This is a genomic window from Melioribacteraceae bacterium 4301-Me, from assembly GCA_041538185.1.
Taxonomy (GTDB): Bacteria; Bacteroidota; Ignavibacteria; order Ignavibacteriales; family Melioribacteraceae; genus Pyranulibacter; species Pyranulibacter aquaticus.
The window spans coordinates 63,848-89,966 of the sequence record JBGORM010000004.1; the positions used below are offsets into that span (position 1 = coordinate 63,848).

A 26,119-nucleotide genomic window follows, 5' to 3' on the forward strand; every position below is an offset into this window, starting at 1 on the left:
AGGAGATAAATGTTATGGCACATAAAAAAGGTCAAGGTTCTTCTAGAAATGGCAGGGATAGCAATCCCCAATATTTAGGTGTTAAGACTTTCGGTGGGGAGTATGTAACAGCTGGTTCCATTTTGGTAAGACAGCGAGGTACTAAGTTTCATCCTGGACTTAATGTTAAAAAAGCCGGCGACGATACTCTTTTTGCAATTAAAGATGGTTATGTAAAGTTCGAGGTAAAAAAGAATAATAGAAAGTTTATTAGTGTTAGAGAATCGATTAATTAGTTATAGTTGCTAATGTTAGGCTGGTTAAAAAATAATTTTATTCAATAATTTGCCGCTTACCAAGTACTTTGACTCTGTTGCACATCTTAAAAAATTGTATCTGCAGGTTATCAAAAAAACTTGCACCGATTTACCATGAGTATTCACCCACGATGAGAATTCACCACTTCTTGGAGTGGTGGATTCCACGCTTCGTGATAAAAATGCCATTTTGACCGTCGTTAAGGCCCGTCAACAGTAAAGATGCAATCTTCTACTGCAAAGAATTCAAAGTCTCTCCTTTTTTGTTTGAGATTGCTTCGCACACTTCGTTCGTAATGACGGTAAAATATGATTGGTTGATACATCAGTCTTCTCTTCATTAGTTACACAGAGAAAGTAAAGGTCTAAGAACAGCTAACAATACAATTGAAATGACTGTATTTGATTACAAACAAGCTGAAAAGATTTCAATAGAGTAATGATAGATAATCCTTTGGTCAATTTTCATTTTTTTTAATAAACTTAGTAACATCATCTACCAAAAAAAGAGGATTAACCTTAATTACCATATCCTTATTTTTGTTTCTTCAAAGAATTTTTAACCCAAGTTATTCAGCAGCTTGTACTGGCAGATTAAAAAATTTTATCATCTTACCTTTTTTGCTCAAGATTGCCTTATTTCGTTCATTTGCAATAATGATAGGGAATTGTAGGGGCTGGGTTATCCAGCCCTCATATCTTCGTTTGCAATGACAGTAATTTCTTATTCAATTATAAATTTCTTTGTCGCTCCAAAGTACTAATCTAGAATCCTACAACATTCACATTTTGGCAATAGGCGAAGTCTAAAATTCACCTTTGATAAAATTAATTAAAAACCCAATCTTTCCATATCAGCTACTAATTTAGTAACTGCATTAACAGAGTTATCAAACATTACTTGTTCTTCTTTATCGAGTGTAAACTCTACGACTTTTTCTACGCCGTTTGCTCCAAGAACAGCCGGTACACCTACATAATAACCCTTAACACCAAATTCGCCGTTGAGATATGCGCAAGTTGGCAAAACTCGCTTTTCATCAAGTAAGATTGACTTTGCCATCGCTACTGCAGAAGCAGCGGGCGAATAAAAAGCCGAACCAGTTTTTAATAACTTTACTACTTCTCCGCCTGCCATTTTAGTTCTGTTAACCATAGCATCCATTATCTCTTTAGCCTTAGTTTTATCTTTATATTTTCTTTCAAGAAGTTCCATTACAGGTATACCATTAACGTTTGAATATCTAACAATTGGGACCATAGTGTCACCGTGACCGCCTAAAACCATTGCATTGACATCTTTAACAGATACACCAAGTTCCCATGCAATGAAAGTTGCAAAACGAGATGAATCAAGTACACCCGCTTGACCAAAAACTCTATGATGAGGAAAACCAGTTACTTTTTGGCACAATGTAACCATTGCATCTAATGGATTTGAAATTACAATTACGATTGAATTTGGTGCATACTTTTTTACATTTTCAGATACTGTTTTAATAATATTTGCATTAGTAACAAGCAAATCATCCCTGCTCATTCCGGGTTTTCTTGGTAATCCAGCAGTAATAATTGTTAAATCGGCGCCTTCAATATCTTTGTAATCGTTTGTACCCACAATATTAACATCAAATCCATCTACTCTTGCCGCTTCGGCAATGTCTAAGCTTTTACCTTGGGGTAGGTCCTCAACAATATCATAGAGAACAACATCGCCTAATTGTTTGTTAGCAATTAACTGTGTAAGTACTCCTCCTATTTGACCACCGCCAATTAATGCAATTTTTTTCCTTGGCATAATTACTCCTAATATTATTTTGAATTAAATGTGAATTCACTAACAAATATATGAAGTTTCGTTGCTATTTTCATTTTGCATACGTTATGAAATAAATATAAATGTGGATAAGAATTTAAGAGATGATTTATCTTAATTTGAGTATAAGAATTGTTTCGGTTCCAGTTTTAGTAAAGTTAAATTTTAGGTCGTCTAAGAATGACTTCATAATGTGAATGCCACGCCCATTATCTTTCAAAATATTTTCTGGCTTGGTAGGATCAGGTATTTTTGCAGGATCAAATCCTTTCCCTTCGTCTTTAATAATCACAGTTAATATATCATTCTGCACTTTAATTGTTATTAAAATTTTTTTTGATTTATCCAATTTATTCCCGTGCGTGATGCTGTTGGATAATGCTTCTGAAAAGGAAAGTGCTAAATTGTTGTACTTTTCTTTAGTAAGGTTTACTTCTTTTGCAATGTTTAAAATAAACTTTTCAGCTTCCGGCAAAATTTCTAAGTCGGTTGGTAACTCTTTTGTGTAAACTTTTTCATTCAATTTTAAGACCTACTTTTGAACTTTATTATGATTATATTCCTAAAATAAAAATAGATTTGTGCCTTTTGCAAGGTTATTTAGTGAATTAGTTTATTATAATTTCCATTGCAAATTAAACTGTATGTTTGCTAATTCATTATGATTGTTATTTTCTGTAGTAATGAATTCATACCAACCATGGAATTTTAAATATAGTTTATTGTTAATAGAAATGGATATTTCACTTAAAGGACCAATACTAAGGTAATTCGAAACCTTGATTTTTTGGAAGTCGTTGTTGTAGTTAAATGTGCTCAGGAGAAAATACCTAAGTCCAACTCCAAAAGTGAAATTTTGGTAATTATAAAAAAAAGTTGGTTCCGCGTAACTTTCATGTAAGTATCTAACCGGCCTGCTTGAAAAATTTGACCAGTTAAAATCGCCTTGTTCGGAAAGTTTAATATAACCCAAGAAAAACAGGCTTAACTTTTTGGCAAAGTAAAAATTAGTTGAGTCTCTAAAAATAAATTGACGGAACGAAAAACTTTTTAAGTTGGGATTAAGATCTTCGTAATCAAAGACGGTGTAATTAGCAGATACTTCAGCAACGTTAGTTGATATTAATCTGCTTCCTTTATAAGTCCCGCCAGCGGCAAGTCTAATAATTCGTTTAATATTGTTATTCGAGCTTCTTTGGGAAAAAATATAAACTATTTTGTTAAGGCTTCCTTCAAGGTCAAGAAACAAATTAAAAAAAGGGGAAAGTTTTTTAATGTATTCGAGTCTTAAAATTGAAAGCAGTTCATCTCTATCGTCGTAATTTAATTCGCTTGGTGTATCGTATTTAAGTTTTCTATGGAAGAGATTAAAGTTTATTAAGTCGTTTTCAGATAATTTATAATTAGAGCTGATTGTTACAGTAGTTAACTGAGAAGTATTGTTTTTTTGAGCCTCGTTTGTCTCGCTTGCTGCATAAAAAACTGAACTTGCACCTTCAATTTTTTTAGGCTGATGTCTTTCATCTCTTTCTGAAAAAGATATTTTTAAAATGGAGCTAAGATTTTCAGTTCTGTATCCAAAAGAGCTGCTTAAATCAATTTTAAACTCATCAACTTTCATATCGAAAGAATTTGCAGTTATGTTTTTTAATGAAATATAACGAGTGTTTCTGTCAACATCTTTCCAGGAAACTTTGCCTAAAAGATTTAGTGCAATACTCGAGTCTGTTGAAAAAAAATTTGTTTGATTCTGCATGAAATAATTTGTTTCAATTCTGCTTTGTATATTATTTGTAATCTTAAATTCATTTGCAGTTACTGTGTCTGCAGTAAAGTAAAAGTCTCTCCTCTGTTGATAAAAATATGCAGTTATTATGTTAGAGAAGTTTTCGTCAAGTTTGTTTTTAATATTTAGGTTTATGTATCTGAGTAAGTTTTTGCGTGGTGATATATCTTCGTTTTGTAGTTTTAGTATGCTGTCGATATCAAATTCGTCTAAATGAATTGTATTTATCAAAGCATCCGTGCCGTAAATATAACCATTATCGCTTTCACCTATTTGTTTATTATTAGATGTGCCAAAGTATGGTGTTAGCTCTACGTTTTTAGTCGGAGTAATTTTTATAAAAGGGGAAACGTTGAATATTGATGCTCTGTTAATAGCAGTTTTTCTGTCGTCTGTATATGAATTATTTGTCAATAACAGTCCAAATTTTAAGAGGGTTGAGTAGCGATACTGTAAAATTGCTGTGAGATAATGTTCATCTTTAATGTTATTATCTGAAGAATGAATAATAGTTGAGTTGAAGCTATCATTAAGTCCTAAAAAGAAATTAGAATTAAGATAATATTGTTTGAGCTGGGTATTGAAGTTAAATGTGTTTAATTGTTTATTTGTAGAAGAAGTGATTAAACGCAGGCGATAAGGGTCTAAAGAAAAAATTGAAGTATCTTTTTCAAACTGAGCATAGCAGTCATTGATAAAAATTGTAATAAATAATGCAAATAAGAAATATTTCAATTCTTTACCCTTAGTAAGTTGGATTATAAGTAAAGCTGAATAATTTGCTAAAGCTGTTGGGGTCTGTCTGACTAACTGTATAAGTAAACACTCTCCAATAATATTTTCTAGCTTCTTCAAGATACAAATTACTTACTGGAACTGAAATAACAGCATTTTTTTTATTAGAGGAAAAGCTAATTTCTGATACAATACCGAATAGTTCATTTGTCTGGATAACTAACTTATAATTGGCTGGTTCACTAACAGTTTTAAATTGGAAAATTGGCATTGAATCCAAGTTGGAGTTATTGGGTGGACTAATTAATTCTGGCAAGTCAAGTATTTTATCTGATACTGTAATTGAGGGATTACTTTTTAAATTGCCTTTATCAACTGTAACGATTTTATAAAAGTATGTTTTTAGCAATTTTAAATTTTTGGTATCACTAAAATTATTTTGGTTAGTAGAAGCAATATAATTCTGTTGGTTCGGAAGAAAATTATCTAAAGTGTCTCTGTATATTTGATAGAATGCAATGTCATAATCGGGCGGCTTGTTCCAAATTAGCACAATTGAAATAGTGTCGTTCCAGTTGCGTGCATTTATGTAAATTGAGTAAGGTGAGGAGGGGGGATATAAATTTGATGGTTTGGCACTTACATAGTTTGATTCTAAGCTCTCAATATTCTTGTTGTTTAATGCACTAATTCTGTAGAAATAGGTCGAATCGTAGTCTAAATTTATATCAAGATAATAATTATCTTTTGTAAAGCTAAGCAATTTAAATCTGCTTGTATCGTTAATACTTCTGTAAATGTTGTAGCCTTTAATATTAGATTCAGTGTTAGGTAACCAGTCTATAGATACAAAGCCATCGTGAGCGGTGTAAACTTCTAACCCTACGGGTGTGTCTGGTGGCAGATTGTTTTCTTCTGACTCGGTTACTTGTTGTCTTTCACAGCTTAACAAATAAAAAAAAAGACTAATCAGCATGACATACTTAAATTTCAAATACATCGCCTTTTTGAGGGATGTAAACATTTTTAATCCCAATCTCATTAAGTCTTTTGCTGAATATTTCTTGTTGGTCGTAATCGCCGTGTACTAAAAACATTTTGTGGAGGCGACTTTTATCAAACTGGTTGCAATAGTTTATTAATTCGTTAGCGTCGGCGTGTGCACTGAACGAATCCATTACCACAACTTCTGCGTTCAGATTATATTCGTCGCCAAAAATTTTAACTTTCTTTTCTCGTTCAATAATTCTTCGTCCCAAAGTATTTTCTGCACAATAGCCTACCATTAAAATGATATTGTCGGGATTTTCGATATTGTTTGCCAAGTGATGTTGTATTCTGCCGGCTTCACACATTCCCGAGCTTGAAATTATTATATGTGGTCCTTTCAAGTTATTAAGTCTTTTAGAATCCTCTACACTTGTAATATAAGTTAGCTTGTTGAAGCCAAAGGGGTCCTCGTGCTTCAGTAAAAACTGAGAGGTCTCATAGTTAAAACATTCATGATGAACTCTAAAAACCTCAGTTGCATTAACAGAAAGGGGGCTATCAACATAGATTGGGATTCTTACAACATCATTTCTTTCAAAAATTTTATGAAACGAATAAACAAGTTCTTGTGTTCTTCCTACACTAAATGCAGGTATAATAATTTTTGAACTTTTATTTACTGCTTTTATTAGTACGTCGGTTAATCTTTTTTCCGAGTCTTGGGGATTTTCGTGAAATCTGCCTCCGTAGGTACTTTCACAGATGAAATAATCTACATCAGGAATTTTTTCTGGGTCTCTTAAGATTGGCAAATTAGGACGGCCTAAATCTCCTGAAAAACCTAAATTAATTATGCGTCCGTTTTCATTTATAGTTAAAAATGTAATTGAGGAACCAAGAATATGGCCGGCATCATAGAAAATTAATTTGATACCGGGTGCTATTTCATGTTGTCTGTGATAATTAACTCCTACAAATTGTTCTAACGCAGCTTGAGCATCTTTTTCTAAGTACAGCGGTTCAAAAGGGTTTTGTCCCTTTTTACGCCTTTTCTTATTAACATACTCTACATCTTTTTCTTGAATATGAGCCGAATCTTTTAACATATAATAGGCAAGGTCCCTTGTAGCAAAAGTACTGTAAATATTTCCAGTGAAACCCTTTTTTACTAAAGATGGCAGATTACCTGCATGGTCAATGTGAGCGTGTGAAAGAATCACAAAATCAATTTCTTTTGGATCAAAGAACTGAAAATTTTTGTTGATTTCATAAGCTTCTTTTCTTTTACCTTGATATAAACCGCAATCTAATAAGAATTTTTTCCCATTAGTTTCAATTAAGTGCATTGAACCTGTGACCGTTCTATCTGCTCCAATAAAATGAATTTTCATTTTTTGTCCTTCGATATAAGTTTATTTTTATGAATAAATAGTATATGGGAAATAATTTCATATAAATGGTTAAAAAAATTATACTCTTGTTATTCTGTAATTTTTATATCCGTAATAAATTTCCTTAGCGGCAGTTTTAATAACTGTAGCTGTTGGTACAGCTAACAGCATACCAAAGATTCCCATTAATTGACTTCCCATTATAATCAAAATAATGATGACTAATGGATGCAGGTCAGTACTTTTGGAATAAATATTAGGTTGAATGAAGCCGTTATCCACTGCATAAACAATTATAAATAGAATAACTATTTTGGGTAACATCGATAAATCACCAAACTGGGCAACAGATATAAGAATTGCAGGTATTCCTCCTATTATAGGTCCAAAGTAAGGAATTAAATGACCTACTCCTGCAACAAAGCCTATTGACATAGCATTGTTAACGCCTAAAATAGCTAGCCCAGTCCCTGCAAGTACTCCTACAATAACCGCATCAAAAATCCAACCCCTTACGAATTTACCTAAAGAAATGGAAATTTTTCTTATTACCCAGTAAGAAACTTCGAAATACTTATTCGGCATTATATTTATAATCCCTTTCACAATTTTTTTATTGTCCTTTAAGAAGAAGAAAGTCATAAATGGTACTATTATAAATAAAGCAAGTAAAGAAAGTAAACTTGATACAATATTAGAAATATTGTTAACGGAGCTTAAAACAGCATTTGCTAACTTTCTATTAAGTAGCTGGACAAATTCTTTTGCATCTACAAAAGGAATAAATTTATTGACAAAATTTTCAATTTCAGAAGAGAGAAATTGGATATTCTCATGAGTTATGTTTTTAGAGATAGCGTTGAATTGATTTACAATTTTAGGAATAAGAAACCAAAAACCTGAGACTATTAATAAAGCGCTTACTGTCAGAACAATTAACGATGAAACAAGTCTTTCAAAACCCATTTTTTCGAGCATGTTAACAAAAGGATTGAAAATTAAAGACACAAGAAGAGAAATAGTAATCATTATTATTATGTCATAGAAAATGTAAGACAAGTAAATTAAAACAAACAATATTATAGCAGCAAGAATAATTCGAAAGTACTTTTTGCTAGTTCTGTCTTTGATTTGCATTTTATGTTTTTTTTAACTGCAATATTCGATATTCTAGGTTATAATTTCAAGTTGCATTAATTTTACCAAACACAACATCTTAATATGATTAGTCAATAAGTATATTGAAAAGCATACGCCCTTTATGCCAAAAGAATAATCTGCTGCTGTTAAAAGTTTTCTGTCTTCAAATTTCCCTATATTTGTATACTACGTTTATAAAAAATATGGAATCTTTTATGCCTCAATTAGAATTTTTACAACAAATTAGGGAAAAAGCAAGCATAAGAAAAAAAACAATTGTACTTCCCGAATCACATGATGAAAGAGTATTAAAAGCAGCTGAAATTTTAACAAAAGAAAAAATTGCTTCAATAATTACACTAGGTAATGAACATAAAATTAGGACTGACGCCCAAAGAATAGGAGTGGACTTGCAAAACATTAGAATTATTGATCCTGAAAAGTCTGATAGACTGAGTGATTTCGCAAATTTTTTCTATAACAAAAGGAAACACAAAGGTGTAACTATTGATCAAGCTCGTGAAACAGTTAAAAGAGATTTGTTTTTTGGTGCTATGATGGTAAGCGAAGGAATGGCAGATGGCAGTGTTTCAGGCTCGATTGCTACTACAGCAGATGTTACAAGAGCTGCGCTTTTCTGTGTTGGGTTGAAAGAAGGAATCTCAATTCTCTCCAGCTTTTTTATTATGGTTCTGCCAGAAAAAACTTATACTTTTGCTGATTGTGCTGTAAATCCAAATCCTAATGCAGAACAATTGGCTGATATTGCAATTTCTACTGCTGACAATCACAAAAAGTTAATAGGTGAAGAACCCTACATTGCAATGTTGTCTTTTTCTACAAAAGGTAGCGCAGAGCATGAAATGGTTGATAAAGTTCGTCAAGCTACACAATTAGTGAAAAGTAAAAGACCTGATTTAAACGTAGATGGTGAACTTCAATTTGATGCTGCTGTAGTTGCTTCTGTAGCCAAGAAAAAAGCGCCTGAAAGTGTAGTAGCCGGCAAGGCTAATGTGTTAATTTTCCCAGATTTAAACTCTGGAAACATAGGATACAAAATTGCTCAAAGATTAGGAAAAGCAGAAGCAATTGGACCAATAAATCAAGGACTAAAAAAACCGTTCTTTGATTTAAGCAGAGGTTGCAATGTGGACGATATTGTTAATACAGCGGCAATTGCTTGTTTGATGGCTGAATGAAAATATAATTTTTTATTCACTGCATGTAATTACTTGATTAGCTTCAGGTTTTTCACGGGCCTGCTTTTGCATTTGAAAAAATTTGCTTTGCAGGCCGACAAACTATAACTAATCTTAGATAAATTAGTTGCCAGACAGAAATAATAAATTATAATGACATGTAATTTCTGCATAGCGTGTCGGGGAATCCTTATAATTTTTTGGGTTAATATGAAAAATTTTTTACCCCATTAGAAAATTTAATTATTACAGTAAAGTAGTTAAATTAGAAGAGTAATTATCTTATTAAACGAGGTGTTTTATGAAAACTTTTTTGTTAGCAATATTAGCAATACTATTTTCTTATCAGTCCAATAAAGCTAATAGTAACATAGACGAGGATAAAATGAAAAATACTATAGAAGATATAGTAGTAAAAGATATGGATGGCAATGATGTTAAATTGTCATCTTATAAAGGAAAAGTTTTACTTATTGTTAATGTCGCTAGTAAATGTGGTTTTACACCACAATACAAACAACTTGAAGCGATATATGAAAAATATAAAGACAAAGGATTTGAAATTCTTGCTTTCCCTTGTAATGATTTTGGCGGACAGGAACCTGGCTCTAATAAAGAAATTACAGAATTCTGCACTACGAATTACGGTGTAACATTTAAATTGTTTAATAAAATTAAAATACTTGGTGATGATAAATCACCTTTGTATGCAAGACTAATTAATAGTGATAATGTTGATAAAGGCGATGTAAAATGGAACTTTGAGAAATTTTTAATATCCCGAGATGGTACAATTGTAGCTCGTTTTCGTAGCAAAATTGTGCCTGATAGTAAAGAAATACTAAATGCAATAGAAAAAGAACTGGCAAAAAAGTAAACCGAGTTTGTTTTATAACTGTGATTTCAACTTAACAAAAACAAGTTGTTAATACAAAAAGGGATTGGCAATACTTCTTAAGTCCCAATCCCCAAGTCTTTTTTTACTATTAACTTAGAAGCAATAAAATCTTTGTGCGAGAGATTTAAATTGTTGTTAATAATACGAGCTAAATGTTCTTCGTATTTGCTCAACTTTTCATCAGCGAATAAAATCCTCCATAAATTTTTCATCAGTTCAAATTTCTCGTTGTCTGTTAAGCTTTTATTTAGAGTATCTGTAAATTCAAATAGACCTATACTTTTTTCGACTCTTTCTTGAGAAATGTTAAATAACTCCAAGACTTGGGCATCACTTAAGCTGAAAGTCTTTTTTAAAATTTTCTTGATAGTTGATTTCTCCTCTTCAGAAATCATAAAATCAGATTTGGCGGCTTCTATAAATAGAGAGCAAGTTATAATTTCGATACTTTTAAAGTCATTAATTTTTTTGGGCTTCTTGTTAAACAAATTTTTTCCACGAAGTAGTGAATTTTTAAGAAAATCGAGCATTTTTCTTCTCGTTTTTTTTATTTCAATAACGACTGCAAAATTTAAAAAAAGATTTGCTTACTTTTTATAAATATTTTTTTATCTTGCATGTGAATTTAATAAATCGATTAGTTGATGAATTTAGGATTTGCTCAGGTAATTGCTTCAAGATTATTTTTGATTGCTTTATTTTTACCTCACGAGGAATAGTTCTTCCTTAATTAAACTTTGAAAGGACTAAACATAGTTAACAAAACTTTAATAACCAATTTCGGAGTTATTAATGAAGATAAAACGTTTATTTACACAAGCTGGCAAGGATCCCCTCGAATCAATCGAGTTTGTTAAGAGAACATCAGAAATTAAAAATCCAGACGGCTCAATAGTCTTTAAAATGGAAGATGTTCTTGTCCCAAAGGAGTGGTCGCAAGTAGCGACAGATATTTTAGCTCAAAAATATTTTCGAAAGGCGGGGGTTCCAAAATTATTAAAAAAAGTAAAGGAGAATGGAATACCCAAATGGTTACAGCCCTCAGTTGCTGATACAAAAACACTTGAAGAGCTGCCTGAAAGAGAACGATATACTTCCGAAACAGATGCCTATCAAGTTTTTCATCGGTTAGCAGGTACATGGACATATTGGGGTTTTAAAGCTGGTTTCTTTGATACTGAAGAAGATGCTAAAGCTTTTTATGATGAACATATGTACATGCTTGCAAAACAAATTGCAGCACCTAACAGTCCACAATGGTTTAACACAGGCTTGAATTGGGCATATGGAATAAATGGACCGTCGCAAGGTCATTATTATGTAGATTATCAAACTGGGGAGCTAAAAGAATCTGAAGATGCATACACTCATCCACAACCTCATGCATGTTTTATTCAGTCTGTAAATGATGACCTGGTTAATAAAAATGGTATTATGGATTTGTGGGTCAGAGAGGCAAGATTATTTAAATACGGTTCAGGCACGGGTTCTAATTTTTCTGATTTGCGCGGTGCTAATGAACCACTTAGCGGCGGCGGTAAATCTTCAGGATTGATGTCATTCTTAAAAATTGGTGATAGATCAGCTGGTGCAATTAAATCCGGCGGCACTACTCGTCGCGCAGCTAAAATGGTCACCCTCGATATAGACCATCCCGATATTGAAGAATATATTAATTGGAAAGTTATTGAAGAGCAAAAAGTAGCAGCATTGGTCACAGGCTCTAAAATTTGCAACTTTCACTTAAATAATATTATGAAAGCCTGTTATGATGAACATCCTGAGAATGACCGATTTAATAAAAAAACTAATCTTAAGTTAAGAAAAGCAGTTATTGAAGCAAGAAAAGCACATGTCCCGGAAAACTACATCGAAAGAGTAATTAAGCTTGCAAAACTTGGTTTCCGTTCAATTGAATTCCCTGTTTACAATGAGGATTGGAATTCAGAAGCTTATGCAACTGTATCTGGACAAAACTCGAACAATTCTGTTAGAGTTACAAACGAATTTATGCAAGCAGTATTACAAGATAAGGATTGGAACCTTTATTGGCGTACCGAAAAGAAAAAAGCTGAAGAGGAAGGGAGAGCACCTAAGCCATGTAAAACTCTTAAAGCTACTGAATTGTGGGACCAAATAGCTTATGCTGCATGGTCTTGTGCTGACCCAGGTCTTCAGTTCGATACAACCATTAATGAATGGCATACATGCAAAAATAGCGGCAGAATTAGAGCATCAAACCCTTGCAGTGAGTACATGTTTTTGGATGATACTGCTTGTAATCTCGCATCGCTTAATCTTGTTAAGTTTTATGATGAAGAAAAGCAAGTTTTCGATATCGAAAAATACAGACACGCTGTTCGGCTGTGGACTATTGTTTTAGAAATTAGTGTCCTTATGGCTCAATATCCAAGTCAAGCTATTGCTCAAAGGAGCTATGAATTTAGAACACTTGGATTGGGCTATGCTAATTTAGGCTCACTATTAATGAGGCAAGGTATTCCTTACGATAGTAAAGAAGCATATGCTATTTGTGGCGCTTTAACTGCTATCATGCACATGCGCGCTTATGCTACATCGGCAGAAATGGCTAAGGAACTTGGACCTTTCCCTAAATATGAAATGAATAAAGAACCTATGTTGCAAGTTATTCGGAATCATCGCAGAGCTGCTTATAATGTACCAAAAGAAGAGTATGAAGGATTATCAATCTATCCTATGGGAATTAATCCGGAATTTTGTCCCTCCGATTTATTAAAAGCAGCAAGAGAAGATTCAGACCTGGCACTTGAACTCGGTGAAAAATATGGCTATAGAAATGCACAAGTTACTGTTATTGCTCCAACTGGAACAATTGGTCTTGTAATGGACTGTGACACAACCGGCATAGAACCGGATTTTGCGCTTGTAAAATTTAAAAAATTAGCTGGCGGAGGGTATTTTAAAATTATTAACCAATCTATTCCACTAGCACTTAAAAAACTCAATTATAACGATGATCAGATTAAAGAAATTGTAAAATATGCCAAAGGTTCAGGTTCACTGGTGGGTTGTCCATACATAAATCCCGAATCATTGAAAGCCAAAGGCTTTACAGATGAAATGATAAATAAAATTGAATCTATATTACCCTCAGTATTTGAATTGAGCTTTGCATTTAATAAGTATACGTTAGGGGAGAAATTTTTGAAGAATAATCTTGGCATCCCTCAAGAAAAAATAGATGACTTCAGTTTTGACCTTTTGAGTGAATTGGGCTTCACAAAAGAAGAAATTTCTGCAGCGAACGATTATGTGTGTGGAACAATGACCATAGAAGGTGCACCATTTCTTAAACACGAACACTACGCTGTTTTTGATTGTGCAAACAAATGTGGTAAGAAAGGTACAAGATATATACGACCGGAAGCGCATATTTTAATGATGGCTGCAGCTCAACCTTTCATTTCTGGTGCTATCTCTAAAACTATAAATTTACCTAACAATGCAACTATTGATGATATTAAGTACGCTTACATGCAATCATGGAAACTTGGATGCAAAGCCAATGCTCTTTATCGCGATGGTTCAAAACTTTCTCAACCGCTAAATACATTAACCGATGAAGAAATTGAAGAGCTTTATGAAAAGAAAGAGGATAATGATATTGTTAAAGTAGCTGAAAAAATTATTCATCGCTATATTGCTAAAAGAAGACGATTACCAGATAGAAGAACAGGATATACCCAGAAAGTTAAAATAAATGGTCAAAGTGTTTATTTAAGAACAGGCGAGTACGAAAATGGTCAACTTGGTGAAATCTTTATCGATATGCACAAAGAAGGCGCAGCTTTTAGAAGTCTGTTGAACTGTTTTGCAATTTCTATTTCATTGGGACTCCAGCACGGTGTACCTCTGGAAGAATTTGTTGATGCTTTCGTATTCACTCGTTTTGAACCTAGTGGAATTGTTACAGGACACGATAGAATTAAAATGTCTACATCTGTTATCGATTATATTTTTAGAGAACTTGCAGTAACATACTTAGGTAGAAACGACCTGGCGCATGTTGAAGAAAATGAGGTTAAACCAAAAAAATCTATTAGCTATAAGTCAGTAATAGAACCTGATTTTGAAAGTGAAGAAATTGTAAGCGAACGCATGATAATTTTAGACAACAACTTAAACGGCTTGTCGCAAACAAGTCAAAAATCAAACCCATTTGACCTGTCAAATGACAATGGACAAACAATGAATGAAAAAGCTGTGGCTATTCAGCAAATTTTAAAAGCAAAAGAAAGAGGATATACTGGAGATATTTGCCCAGAGTGTCAAAGTATGACAATGGTTAGAAATGGAACGTGCCTAAAATGTACAACATGCGGCGCTACAACAGGATGCAGCTAATTTAAAAGCTTTTTGAAAATGTTATAGTATAATGTGAGTAAAATTTATATTTACAAAATGCGTTGCTTTAAAGGTAGTTATTTCTTCAGCTATGGAGCTGTCTAAAAAGTAAATTTTTTTGGGGAACAAACATCGATAATCCGAATTTCGATTGATTCAAATGACAAAGTATTCGTTGTGGTTAAAATTCACAGGTTATTTATTTAATAATTGCTGTTTAGACAGCATTCCATAGCAAAATAAAAGTTTACTAAAGTCTTGTGAGTACCTTCTCTAAACTGAAAATTAATAATTGTTAGGTCCTAAACCCAATCAACAATTTTTTCTCAAAATTTTTTATCTTGGAGTTGATTAGCTTTTAACAAAGCGTTGTGGACAGATACAAATTTTTTAAATAAAGAATTTCAGCTATATCGTTGACTTTTATAATCAAAAGGAATAGATTCTCATTCTTAATTAAAAAAATGATAGCTCAAAATCTTAATATAATTGAAGAAAAAATATCAGAAACATGCCTTAAAACGGGCAGAAAAAGACACGAAATTAAATTAATTGTAGTCTCTAAAACGCAGTCAATTGAGGTGCTCAAGACTGCTATTGAATTAGGCATTAGGGATTTCGGGGAAAATAAAGCTCAAGAACTAAAAGAAAAAGCCGAGAAAATATCTGAAAAAATAAATTGGCATTTTATCGGGCATCTTCAAACAAATAAAGTAAAATACATAATTAATTTTACTGAGTATATACATTCTATAGATTCAATTAAAATAGCTGACGAAGTTAATAAACGGGCAGAATCAATTAAAAAGGTTCAGAAAATATTATTAGAAGTGAATACATCAGGTGAAAATACAAAATTTGGTTTAACAAACGAATTAGAATTATTGAAAACAGCTGAATATTGTGCGAAAAAAAAGAATCTATCTTTAGTTGGCCTGATGACAATGGCTCCTTTTACAAGAGAGGAAAAATTAATAAGAAAAAGTTTTATTAGACTTCGAGAGCTAAAAGAATTTTTGAATTCAAGCGGGCTTGAATTAACTGAACTTTCAATGGGAATGAGTAACGATTATCAAATTGCGATTGAAGAAGGGGCTACCATGCTGAGGATCGGGACAGCACTTTTTGGCCAGAGAAATAATTAGAGGAGTTTATATGAAATTTACTCCTTTTGGAATTAAAAACCAGGAATTTAACAAGGCTGTAAGAGGATATGATAAAGAAGAAGTGCGGGCGTTCCTCGAAAAGTTATCTGATGAATTTGAAAGAATGCTTTCAGAAGAAGAAAGGCTGAAAAGTGAATTAGCTAAAATGGAAGAACAACTTAAAGAGTTTAAAAAAATTGAAAAGAATCTTCAATCAGCTTTACTAAGTGCTACTGAATCGAGTACGAAAGCTCTGGAGTCTGCTAAAAAGCAATCAGCGTTGATGATTAAAGAGGCAGAAGTTAAGGCAGCACAAATTATTGAAAAAGCTAAAGAAAATGCTGATTCAGTTAGAAATTCAGTTTTGTCTTTGCGTGAAGAAAAAAAACTTTTAATTGCCAAGCTCAAAGCAGTAATCGAATCTCAAACTAATTTGTTGGATTTAATTGCTCAAAAAAAGGGACCTAAAAAAGATTTACAACAAAAAAAAGAAAATACTGATTCAATAGAAAATACTGAAATTAATGTTGACGATATTTTGGAGAGATTATTATGAGTCAACTTAGACAAATGATTTCCGAAACCTTATCTGTTATTAAAGAAAAAACAAAAAAGGAATATCCAATTGGAATTATATTGGGTACTGGGTTAGGGGGATTAGTAAAAGAAATTGAAATTGAGCTTGAGATTGACTATCAAGATCTTCCCCACTTTCCGCTTTCCACCGTAGAATCTCATAAGGGCAAGCTAATATTTGGTAAGATTGAGGGCAAAGACATAGTTGCTATGCAGGGTCGGTTTCATTATTATGAAGGTTATTCAATGAAACAAATTACATATCCAGTACGCGTCATGAAAACTTTAGGCGTAAATACACTTTTAGTTTCTAATGCTTGTGGCGGTATGAACCCTTTGTTTAAAAAAGGCGATATTATGTTGATTACAGATCATATAAATTTATTAGGAGACAATCCACTAATTGGCAAAAATGAGGATGAGTTTGGTCCTAGATTCCCTGACATGAGTGAACCTTATTCTATGGAACTGATTGAATTAGCTGAACAAGTAGCTTTAGAGAATCGCATTAAAGTTCAAAAGGGTGTGTACATTGCTGTGCCAGGTCCTAACCTTGAAACAAAAGCTGAATATAGATTTCTAAGAGCTACTGGTGCTGATGTGGTAGGTATGTCAACTGTTCCTGAAAATATAGTGGCAAACCACATGGGAATGAAGGTGCTTGGAATAAGTATAATTACTGATGAATGTTTTCCTGATTCTCTTAAGCCTGTAAAAGTTGAAGAGATAATTGATACTGCAATGAAAGCTGAGCCAAAAATGACCTTAATTATGAAGGAAGTTATTAGAAGATTAAAATGAAAAGAAAAAATATATATTACTTAACGCCTGCTCTACTTGCAATAATAGTTTTCGCATCTAATTTTTTAAGCACTGATCTGTTTAAAGCAGGTTACCAGAATTTTTCCGTGTGGTTTGTACTTTCAATTTTTTCGTTTGCATGTGGCTGGCTAATTAACAAAACTCTCGGTTATGTACACGGCGGTAAAGTTGTCTTCGCAGTTATAGTAGCAAGCGCATTCATAAGTGTATTATTAATCTCTTTTTTTAATGAGTACTTTGGAGTAAATAATTTAATTGTTGAAAACATGATTTTATATATACTCAGAAATATTACCTTAGGTGCTATGGCGTTTTTTGGGATGGCAATTTGTGAAGTTATTCATTATAGACATGGTTTTGCTAATGCACAAAATAAAAACGAAGAATATGAAAAAACCATTGAGCTGGCTCAAAAAGAGGCAAAAATAATTTTGGAAGACGCAAAATTAAAAGCTGAAAAAATCCTTTACGAAGCACAAAAAAATCTGCAATCCATTATCGATGCTAAAAATGAAATGGAGAGTAGAATAAAAGAATTAATTGCCGCAGAAAAAGACTTAATTAATAAATACGAAAAAGAAGAAGAATAATAATCAAGTGTGCAATATGTTTAAGCAATTCCCAGAAAAAATTAATTATACCGAAATTGAAAAAAGCATACTTCAGTTCTGGAAAGAAAATAAGATTTTTGAAAAAAGTGTATCTTCCAGACCAATGACCAAACCATTTACTTTTTATGAAGGACCACCTACAGTAAATGGTAAGCCTGGTATTCACCATGTAATAGCAAGAGCACTTAAGGACCTTGTATGTCGTTATAAAACTTTAAAAGGCTTTCATGTAAACAGAAAAGCAGGTTGGGATACGCACGGACTTCCAATTGAAATTGCTTTGGAAAAAGAGCTTAATTTTACTCAAAAATCTGACATAGAGAAATTTGGTGTGGCTGAATTTAATAAAAAGGCTAAAGAGCTTGTATACCATCATATCAATATGACTGAAGGATGGCGTACCCTAACTGAGAGAATGGGTTATTGGATTAACTTAGACGACCCTTATATAACTTGTACAAACGAATATATTGAATCTGTTTGGTGGGCTTTGTCGGAATACTTTAAAAAAGGTATAATATACAAAGGATTTAAAATAGTGCCACAGTGTCCGCACTGCGAAACCCCACTTTCCTCTCATGAACTAGCCCTGGGTTATGATGAAGTCAAAGACCCCAACGTTTACGTAAAATTCAAGCTGAAAGATGAAGATGCTTCAGTTTTAGTTTGGACTACCACACCTTGGACGCTGATTTCTAATGTTGCTCTTGCAGTCAATCCAGAAGTTGATTATGTAGAAATAAGCACTAAAGAACACGGTAACCTTTATCTTGCCAAAGCAAGACTTGAAGTTATTAGAGAAGAATATAAAATAATTAAGGAATTGAAAGGCATAGAACTTCTGAATCGTCAATATGAACCATTGTTTAACTACATCCCTGTTAATAAAAAAGCGTGGTACATAATACCAGGATCTTTTGTAAGCGTGGAAGATGGCTCTGGGGTTGTTCACATTGCTCCAGCTTTCGGAGCCGATGATTACGAAGTAGGCAAAAAATTTGATTTACCATTTATACAGCCAGTAACTAAAAATGGTAGGTTTGTAGATGAAGTAACTGACTTTGCCGGCAGATATGTTAAAACTATTCGATTTGAAACTCATGTAGAAGAAGGAGCCGATCCAGACATAATTTACAACCTTAAACAACGTAATTTGATTTACAGAGCTACTAACGATTATGTTCACTCATATCCTCATTGTTGGCGCTGCGATAACCCACTAATTTATTACGCAAGAGATAGCTGGTATATTCGTACAACTGATTACGCAAAAAGAATGATTGAACTGAACAAAACAATTAACTGGAATCCTCCAGAAGTTGGCTCGGGAAGATTTGGCAATTGGCTGGAGGAAAATAAAGACTGGTCACTTTCGCGCGATAGATACTGGGGAACTCCGCTCCCTCTTTGGTTGAACGATGAAGGCGATATCTTTGCTGTAGGCTCAATTGCTGAATTGAAAGAAGGTTTTATTGAAGAAAATGGAAAGAGAATTTATGTGAAAGATTTACCAGAGGATCAAATTGACCTTCATAAACCGTTTGTTGATAAAGTCTTGTTCGAAAAAAATGGAAAAATTTATAGAAGAACCCCAGAATTAATTGATGTTTGGTTCGATAGCGGTGCAATGCCTTTTGCACAATTCCATTATCCGTTCGAAAATAAAGAAAAATTTAAGCAAAACTTTCCTGCTGATTTTATATGCGAAGGAATTGATCAAACGAGAGGTTGGTTCTATACTTTACACGCTATCAGTACAATGCTTTTTGACAGCGTTGCCTATAAAAATCTTATTGTAAATGAACTTATTCTTGATAAGAACGGCTTTAAAATGTCGAAATCAAGAGGTAATACTGTAGACCCGTTTATTCTTATTGATAAATATGGAGCGGATTCAACAAGGTGGTACCTTGTTACTTCTAGTCCGCCTTGGAAACCAACATTGTTTGATGAAGAAGGAATTGTTGAAGTTCAGCGAAAATTCTTTGGCACTTTAGTGAATACTTATTCATTCTTTGCACTTTATGCTAACATTGATAAGTTTGATTTTAAGGAAGAAAAAATCCCATATGAAGAACGACCTGAAATTGATAGATGGATAATTTCTAAACTTAGCTCGTTAGTAAAAGAATATGAAACATTAATGGATAACTACGATGTTACACGAGCTGCCAGATTAGTTTCTTCTTTTACAATTGATCAATTGTCAAATTGGTATGTTAGGAGAAGTAGAAGAAGATTTTGGAAATCAGAAATTAATAAAAATAAATTATCAGCTTATCAGACTTTATACGAGTGCTTGTTAACTGTAGTGAAATTAACCTCACCATTTGCACCTTTTATTTCGGAAGAATTATATCGAAATTTAAATTTAGTTACAAAAAAAGAGCCTTTCGAATCTGTACACCTTTGCGAATTTCCACAGCCAGTTTATTTCGATAACGAATTAGAAGAAAAAATGGATGTAGCGCAACGCGTTGTTTATATTACTCGTGCCATGAGAGCTAAGTCAAATTTAAAAGTCAGACAACCATTAAAGAAAATGATTGTAGCAGTAACAAGTAATAAAAGAGATGCCGTAGAAAAAATGAAAGATGTTATACTTGAAGAAGTAAATATTAAAGAACTTGTGGTATTAGACGATGATTCTTCCATAGTTAATAAATCGGCTAAGCCTAACTTTAAGGTTATAGGACCAAAATACGGCAAACTTGTTAAGCCACTCACTAATATAATCAAGAACTTTGGAAAGGAGGAAATTTCTCTTTTGGAAAAGCAAGGTAAATTGGATGTAACTGTTGAAGGAACAAACATTACTCTAACCAAAGAAGAGATTGAAATTGTAAGTCATGAAATTGAAGGATGGATGGTAGATTCGGAAGAAGGAGTTACTGTAGCTCTTGATACTGAACTAAATGAAAGCTTAATTGCAGAAGGTTATGCAAGAGAATTTGTTAACCGAATTCAAAACATGAGAAAAGATTACGGACTTGATGTAGTGGATAGAATAAATATATTTGTTGAAAGTAATGAACAAATGAAATCTTTTATTAATCAGTTCAAAAACTATATTGCAAATGAAACATTAGCCGATTCCATTAATTTCAAACTGAATCAAAATGGTTATCAGCAAGAATGGGAAATAGGTGAACATAAATGCAATATCGTTATTGAGAAATCAAAAAAATAGAAATTCTAAAGAAAGAGGTTACTATGGCTAAGAAACCAGTAAAAAAAACAACGAAAAAAAATACAAAGACTGTTAGTAAGAAGAAAACAGCTACAGCTAGTAAAACTAAAAAGTCTACTGCAAAAACTAATAAGTTATCGGCTCAAAAAGTCAGTAAAAATAACCAGCCTGTGGAAGTAATATCGCCCACCAAAAAAATAAGAAAAATTCATGGTTATGGTAAAAAGGAACTTGAAGAGTTTAAAAAAATAATTTTAGAAAAAAGAGAAGAAATTATAGAACAGCTTCAAGTCCTTAAAGAGCAAATGATGGACCCAACAACAGGCGAATATATAAATGAAAATTCTCCTTATTCATTACATATGGCAGAGCAGGGCACCGATGCAATGGAACGAGAAAAACTTTATTTGTGGGCACAACGAGAAAATAAATTCTTGGGCTATTTAGATGATGCACTTCAAAGAATAGAAAATGGAACTTACGGCATATGCATTGAGTGTATTGACGAGCCGCAAAATCTTTGTCCAACTTGCCCACTTATTCCAAAAGAAAGATTAATTGCAGTTCCACATACACAGCATTGCTTGCAAGTCAAACAGAAGATGCAAAAATAAAGTTAAACCAGTTGAGGTTTTAAGTGGGAGTTTTATTTGTTTCTCTAATTATAGTTGTAGTAGACCAAGTTACTAAGTTTTTAGTAAAGGGTGGTACTATTCCATTATTAAATATAAAAGTAGCCGGCATGAATTACGGTGAGAGCATTAATGTAATTGGTAACTTTTTTAAGATCACTTATGTAGAGAATCCCGGTATGGCATTTGGAATAGATGTGGGTAATACTTCTAAATTATTTTTGTCACTTTTTTCTTTAGCAGCTAGTATCGGTATTTTATTTTATTTATATAAGGTGCGAGATCAAAAATTAAGCTTAAGAATTTCTTTGGCTTTTATTTTTGGTGGTGCTGTTGGAAATCTTATAGATAGAGTTTTCTATGGAGTTTTATATGGATATGCTCCAGTTTTTTATGGAAAAGTAGTCGATTTTTTTAATGTCGATTTTTTTGACTTTACTCTTTTTGGCCATACTTACGAACGATGGCCAATTTTTAACATTGCTGATGCTTCGGTAACAATTGGAGTTGTTCTGCTGATTATTTTTTATAAAAACTATTCAGTTCAAAAAGAGGCAACTGCTGAAACTCAAATAACACCTAAGAATGTCTCTCTTAACTCAGAAATTAAAGATACTATGCAAGCTACAGACGATACTAATTTAGTAACGCCAACAGTATCTACAGATAATGTCAAAGATAATAACTGAAAGGAAGTTTGTTTTTGAAATACCTTCCGGCAAGAAAAAAGAGCGAATAGATACATATCTTGCAAATTCGGTTGAAAATGCTACACGCTCAAGAATACAAAAATTAATTAAAAATAACCTTGTTACTGTTAATGGTAAGGTAGTCAAAGCAAATTATTTAATTTCCCCAGGTGAGATTATTGAACTTTCTATTCCACTTACTCCACGACCTGAAGATGCTGAGCCTGAAGATATACCTCTGGATATAGTTTTTGAGGATGAATATTTGATTGTAGTCAATAAGCCTGCTGGAATGGTTGCCCACCCTGCACTGGGCAACTTTAGCGGTACACTTGTTAATGCTCTTTTGCATCATACAAAAAAATTAAGCAAGTTAAACGAACCAAGCAGACCTGGAATAGTTCATAGAATTGATAAAGATACAAGCGGGCTGCTGCTTGTTGCAAAGGATGAATGGACGCATGCGCAATTAGCAAGGCAGTTTTATAATCACACTGTGGAAAGAGAATATTGGGCTGTTTGCTGGGGAAAGTTTAAAGAGAAAAAAGGTGAAGTTATCGCTAATATTACAAGAAGCAATAAAGACAGAAAAATATTTACCGTTCATAAATCGGAAGGTAAACATGCACATACTTTATACGAAGTTATAAGAGAATTTGAATTTGCATCTTTAGTTAAATTAAAATTAAAAACAGGTAGAACCCATCAAATACGTGTACACATGTCACATATTAATCATCCAATATTTGGCGATCCAATTTATGGTGGTAGAAAAATTGTCTACGGCTCATCGTTGCCAAAAATTAAGAGCAGAGTTGATAATTTGTTACAGATAATGCAGAGACAGGCATTACATGCAAAAACTTTGGGATTTGTTCATCCTCACACCAAAGAAAAGGTTTTTTTTGACTCTGAACTTCCAGAAGATTTTAAAATGCTGCTTGTGAAATTGGACCCGAATAGTTAGGATAGGGCAGAAGAGGCTTATTTTATTTGGTAGAAATAATCTCAGTGAATTTTTTGTTATTTTGTAGGTCGGAACAGCGTTCCGACCTACATTGTAAGTTGATTTGCCGAACCGATTGATGCTTAGTCGGAACAGCGTTTCGACCTACAATTGGTGAAAAGATGGGATCTTTTTTTGAAATAATTCCCAAACTTGTTTTGCTTCTGGAAATGGTTCTAATGCTCTTGGCAGTGCGCCATGCATGTAGGAGATTGCAAGTCCGTAATTTACAATCGGTACATTAGCAAATTTTGCCTGCTTAATTCTTGTTAGCATTGCTTTCCTATTGAGCATACACCCTCCGCAATGAATAATTAATTTGAAATCGGAAAGATTCGATGGGAAATAGTGTCCGTTGGAAAAGCTAATTTCAAGATTTTTTTTAGTATGAAGTCTTAACCAACGTGGAATTTTAACCTTTCCAATATCATCTTCCTGGGGGTGATGAGAGCAAGCTTCGGCAATTAAAACTTTGTCACCGTTTTGTAATTCTTCTATTCTTTGTAAGCCTTTGATGTATTCTGTAAGGTCTCCTTTATGGCGTGCCATTAAAATAGAAAAAGTAGTTACTTTGATATCATCTGGAACATCTGCATTTACACGCATTATCGCCTGGCTATCAGTAACAACTAATTTTGGTTTTTGATTTAGTATTGAAAGAGCACTTCTCAATTCTTTATCTTTCACTACAATAACAACAGCATCTTCATCAAGAGATTCTCTTATAGTTTGAACTTGCGGCAGAATTAAACGTCCTTTTGGAGCTCCAAGATCAATTGGAACTACTAAGACGATAATGTCATGCTGCTTAATTAGGTCACTGATTAGCGGCGGTTCTTCTTCGTTTGGGATTAAATTAGCAATCTTTTCTTTGAATTCATAAATACCTTTGCCAGTTTTACACGAGACTAAGCTGAAGGATAATTTACGAAAGTTTAGTTCTTCAAGAAGTTTATAATTAATTCCTAATTCAGATTTGTTTATTGCAATATAAAAGGGAATTTCATATTTGTTGAGGAGTTCAATTAAATTCATTTCTTCATTTGAAAGGTGGGATTGGGAATCTAACACAACAATTGCAAAGTCAGTTTCAGAAATGATTTGCATAGTTTTGTTAACCCTTTTTTCTCCCAATTCACTTATATCATCAATTCCTGCTGTATCAATAATAACAATAGGACCAAAGGGGAGAAGTTCCATTGCTTTTTTTACAGGGTCTGTAGTTGTGCCAGGTATATCACTTACAATTACTAAATCTTGCCCAACAAAACAATTAACTAAAGAAGATTTTCCTACATTTCTTTTTCCTACGAAAGCAATATGTTTCCTTTCGGATAGAGGAACTTTACTCACTGTCAACCCCCATTTCTTTTGAAATTAAATTTAGCAATTCTTTTTCGGTTATGAGTTTTGTTTTCATTAAAGCAGAAACGAAAGATATTTTGTTTTGATGAGCATATTTTACAATCTCTTGAATTGTCTCATAACCATAAGTTGGAATTAAAGATGCAGCAATAGCAGATGAACTAATTAAGTGTGATTTACACTTTTCTAAATTTGCTGTAATTCCATCAATGCAATTTTTAGTCAAATTGTAATTTGATTTTTTCAAAAGATGAATTGATTTCAAGAATAGGTGAGAAATTAAAGGGAGAAAAGGATTTAGTTCAAGGTTCCCATTTGCAACAGCATTTGTTATGATTACGTCGTGACCTTTTATCAATTCGCAAATTTGAATTGTATTTTCTAAAATAACAGGGTTTACTTTACCAGGCATAATTGAAGAACCAGCTTGTTTGCTTGGCAAGTTAATTTCACCGATACCACCGTTAGGTCCGCTTGATAAGAATCGTAAATCGTTGCAGATTTTATTTATTGAAGATGCACCTGCTTTTACTATTCCATGTACTTCAACAAAAACATCAAGATTTTGAGTGGCATCAATTAAATCTTCAGATTTAGCAATAGGCAAATTGGTAATTTTTTTAAGAATATTATTAACATTAAGGACATACTCTTTATTTGCTGCTACTGAAGTTCCTACGGCTGTTCCACCTAAGTTAACCGAGCGAAGTCTTTCTTCAGCATTGTATAATCGCCATCGGTCACGTGCAATTGCTTGGGCATAAGCACCAAATTCTTGTCCAAGTGTGATTGGCACAGCGTCCTGCATTTGTGTTCTGCCAAGTTTTAAAATGTTTTTAAATTCCACTTCTTTTTTCTGAAGAGAATTTTGAAGAGAAGCAAATGATTCAGCAAGTTCTCTTATTAAATAAATTGAAGCAACTTTTACTGCTGTTGGGAAGGTATCATTTGTAGATTGGCCTAGGTTTACATCGTCTAATGGACTAATTATTTTGTAATCTCCATAGTTTTTACCTAATATTTTAAGTGCTTCATTAGCAATCACTTCATTGACATTCATATTAAGTGAAGTACCAGCGCCACCTTGATATGGATCGACAATAATTTTATTATAAATAGAATCACTTTTTCCCAAAATTGCCTCATCAGATTCTCTAATTAGAGAAATAATTGCTTCTTCTATTGCATCAAATTTTTCTTTGAACAGCAGTCCACATTTATAATTTGTTTGAGCTGCTGCCAATTTTACTTGGAAGTATGCTTTAATTAAATAAGGGTTTATTTTTTCGCCAGATTGAAAGAAATTTTGAACACTTCTTACAGTATGAATGCCATATGCTGCGTCTTGGGGAATTTCCAATTCTCCTATTGAATCTTTTTCTATTCTCATAGGTTTGTTTGTTTTATTGTTATCAAGTGGATGCAAAAATCGTACTATTATTTTCT

21 protein-coding genes are annotated in these 26,119 nt (G+C 33.0%); 12 read left to right on the top strand and 9 right to left on the bottom strand.

Annotation, left to right across the window (positions count from 1 at the left end; translation table 11 throughout):
* Positions 1-14: 14 nt before the first annotated feature.
* Complete coding sequence (gene rpmA, locus ABRY23_08070; GenBank protein ID MFA3783002.1) at positions 15-275, top strand: 50S ribosomal protein L27; 261 nt, start codon at positions 15-17, stop codon at positions 273-275.
* An 853-nt stretch (positions 276-1,128) separates the two neighbouring features.
* Here the strand turns inward: rpmA and mdh are convergent.
* The 6 genes from mdh to ABRY23_08100 form a co-directional block, all read right to left on the bottom strand.
* Positions 1,129-2,094 carry a malate dehydrogenase gene (gene mdh, locus ABRY23_08075; GenBank protein MFA3783003.1) on the bottom strand — a complete coding sequence of 322 codons (966 nt, stop codon included), beginning with the start codon at positions 2,092-2,094 and terminating at the stop codon, positions 1,129-1,131.
* Positions 2,095-2,221: 127 nt separating this feature from the next.
* Positions 2,222-2,635: an ATP-binding protein gene (locus tag ABRY23_08080; protein MFA3783004.1), complete on the bottom strand. Its 414-nt coding sequence runs from the start codon at positions 2,633-2,635 to the stop codon at positions 2,222-2,224.
* A gap of 93 nt (positions 2,636-2,728) precedes the next feature.
* Complete coding sequence (locus ABRY23_08085) at positions 2,729-4,633, bottom strand: hypothetical protein (GenBank protein MFA3783005.1); 1,905 nt, start codon at positions 4,631-4,633, stop codon at positions 2,729-2,731.
* A gap of 10 nt (positions 4,634-4,643) precedes the next feature.
* The gene (locus ABRY23_08090; protein ID MFA3783006.1) at positions 4,644-5,657 is read right to left on the bottom strand and encodes a fibronectin type III domain-containing protein; all 1,014 of its coding nucleotides are present in this window, start codon (positions 5,655-5,657) and stop codon (positions 4,644-4,646) included.
* Positions 5,617-7,014, bottom strand: a complete 1,398-nt coding sequence (locus tag ABRY23_08095) for an MBL fold metallo-hydrolase RNA specificity domain-containing protein (protein MFA3783007.1) — start codon at positions 7,012-7,014, stop codon at positions 5,617-5,619. The genes ABRY23_08090 and ABRY23_08095 overlap by 41 nt, the downstream gene beginning before the upstream one ends.
* 78 nt (positions 7,015-7,092) lie before the next feature.
* Entirely contained in the window at positions 7,093-8,151 is a 1,059-nt protein-coding gene (locus tag ABRY23_08100) for an AI-2E family transporter (protein MFA3783008.1), read from the bottom strand.
* 218 nt (positions 8,152-8,369) lie between these two features.
* Between ABRY23_08100 and pta the strand changes: the two genes are divergently transcribed.
* Both pta and ABRY23_08110 read left to right on the top strand, forming a co-directional pair.
* Complete coding sequence (gene pta, locus ABRY23_08105) at positions 8,370-9,353, top strand: phosphate acetyltransferase (GenBank protein ID MFA3783009.1); 984 nt, start codon at positions 8,370-8,372, stop codon at positions 9,351-9,353.
* Positions 9,354-9,738: 385 nt separating this feature from the next.
* On the top strand, positions 9,739-10,230 hold the full coding sequence (locus ABRY23_08110) for a glutathione peroxidase (GenBank protein MFA3783010.1): 492 nt from the start codon (positions 9,739-9,741) through the stop codon (positions 10,228-10,230).
* A 77-nt stretch (positions 10,231-10,307) separates the two neighbouring features.
* Here ABRY23_08110 and ABRY23_08115 read toward each other — a convergent pair whose 3' ends face one another.
* Positions 10,308-10,781 carry a TerB family tellurite resistance protein gene (locus tag ABRY23_08115; protein MFA3783011.1) on the bottom strand — a complete coding sequence of 158 codons (474 nt, stop codon included), beginning with the start codon at positions 10,779-10,781 and terminating at the stop codon, positions 10,308-10,310.
* Between the two features lie 262 nt (positions 10,782-11,043).
* On the opposite strand from ABRY23_08115, the gene ABRY23_08120 reads away from it, so the two are divergent.
* From ABRY23_08120 to ABRY23_08160, 9 genes are all read left to right on the top strand, one after another.
* Positions 11,044-14,637, top strand: a complete 3,594-nt coding sequence (locus ABRY23_08120) for a vitamin B12-dependent ribonucleotide reductase (GenBank protein MFA3783012.1) — start codon at positions 11,044-11,046, stop codon at positions 14,635-14,637.
* 464 nt (positions 14,638-15,101) lie between these two features.
* A complete protein-coding gene (locus ABRY23_08125; protein ID MFA3783013.1) occupies positions 15,102-15,782 on the top strand; it encodes a YggS family pyridoxal phosphate-dependent enzyme in 681 nt (226 codons plus the stop codon).
* 10 nt (positions 15,783-15,792) lie between these two features.
* Positions 15,793-16,338: a DivIVA domain-containing protein gene (locus ABRY23_08130; protein ID MFA3783014.1), complete on the top strand. Its 546-nt coding sequence runs from the start codon at positions 15,793-15,795 to the stop codon at positions 16,336-16,338.
* Entirely contained in the window at positions 16,335-17,159 is an 825-nt protein-coding gene (locus tag ABRY23_08135) for a purine-nucleoside phosphorylase (protein MFA3783015.1), read from the top strand. Before ABRY23_08130 ends, ABRY23_08135 begins: the two co-directional genes overlap by 4 nt.
* The gene (locus ABRY23_08140) at positions 17,156-17,770 is read left to right on the top strand and encodes a hypothetical protein (protein ID MFA3783016.1); all 615 of its coding nucleotides are present in this window, start codon (positions 17,156-17,158) and stop codon (positions 17,768-17,770) included. The genes ABRY23_08135 and ABRY23_08140 overlap by 4 nt, the downstream gene beginning before the upstream one ends.
* 16 nt (positions 17,771-17,786) lie before the next feature.
* The gene (gene ileS, locus ABRY23_08145) at positions 17,787-20,981 is read left to right on the top strand and encodes an isoleucine--tRNA ligase (GenBank protein ID MFA3783017.1); all 3,195 of its coding nucleotides are present in this window, start codon (positions 17,787-17,789) and stop codon (positions 20,979-20,981) included.
* 23 nt (positions 20,982-21,004) lie between these two features.
* Positions 21,005-21,595, top strand: coding sequence for a TraR/DksA family transcriptional regulator (locus ABRY23_08150; protein ID MFA3783018.1), 591 nt, complete (start codon positions 21,005-21,007; stop codon positions 21,593-21,595).
* 23 nt (positions 21,596-21,618) lie between these two features.
* Positions 21,619-22,302, top strand: coding sequence for a signal peptidase II (gene lspA / locus ABRY23_08155; GenBank protein ID MFA3783019.1), 684 nt, complete (start codon positions 21,619-21,621; stop codon positions 22,300-22,302).
* Complete coding sequence (locus tag ABRY23_08160; GenBank protein MFA3783020.1) at positions 22,283-23,269, top strand: RluA family pseudouridine synthase; 987 nt, start codon at positions 22,283-22,285, stop codon at positions 23,267-23,269. The genes lspA and ABRY23_08160 overlap by 20 nt, the downstream gene beginning before the upstream one ends.
* 144 nt (positions 23,270-23,413) lie before the next feature.
* On the opposite strand, the gene hydF is transcribed toward ABRY23_08160, so the two are convergent.
* Positions 23,414-24,661, bottom strand: a complete 1,248-nt coding sequence (gene hydF / locus ABRY23_08165) for a [FeFe] hydrogenase H-cluster maturation GTPase HydF (GenBank protein MFA3783021.1) — start codon at positions 24,659-24,661, stop codon at positions 23,414-23,416.
* A complete protein-coding gene (locus tag ABRY23_08170) occupies positions 24,654-26,063 on the bottom strand; it encodes an aspartate ammonia-lyase (GenBank protein ID MFA3783022.1) in 1,410 nt (469 codons plus the stop codon). Before ABRY23_08170 ends, hydF begins: the two co-directional genes overlap by 8 nt.
* Positions 26,064-26,119: the final 56 nt, after the last annotated feature.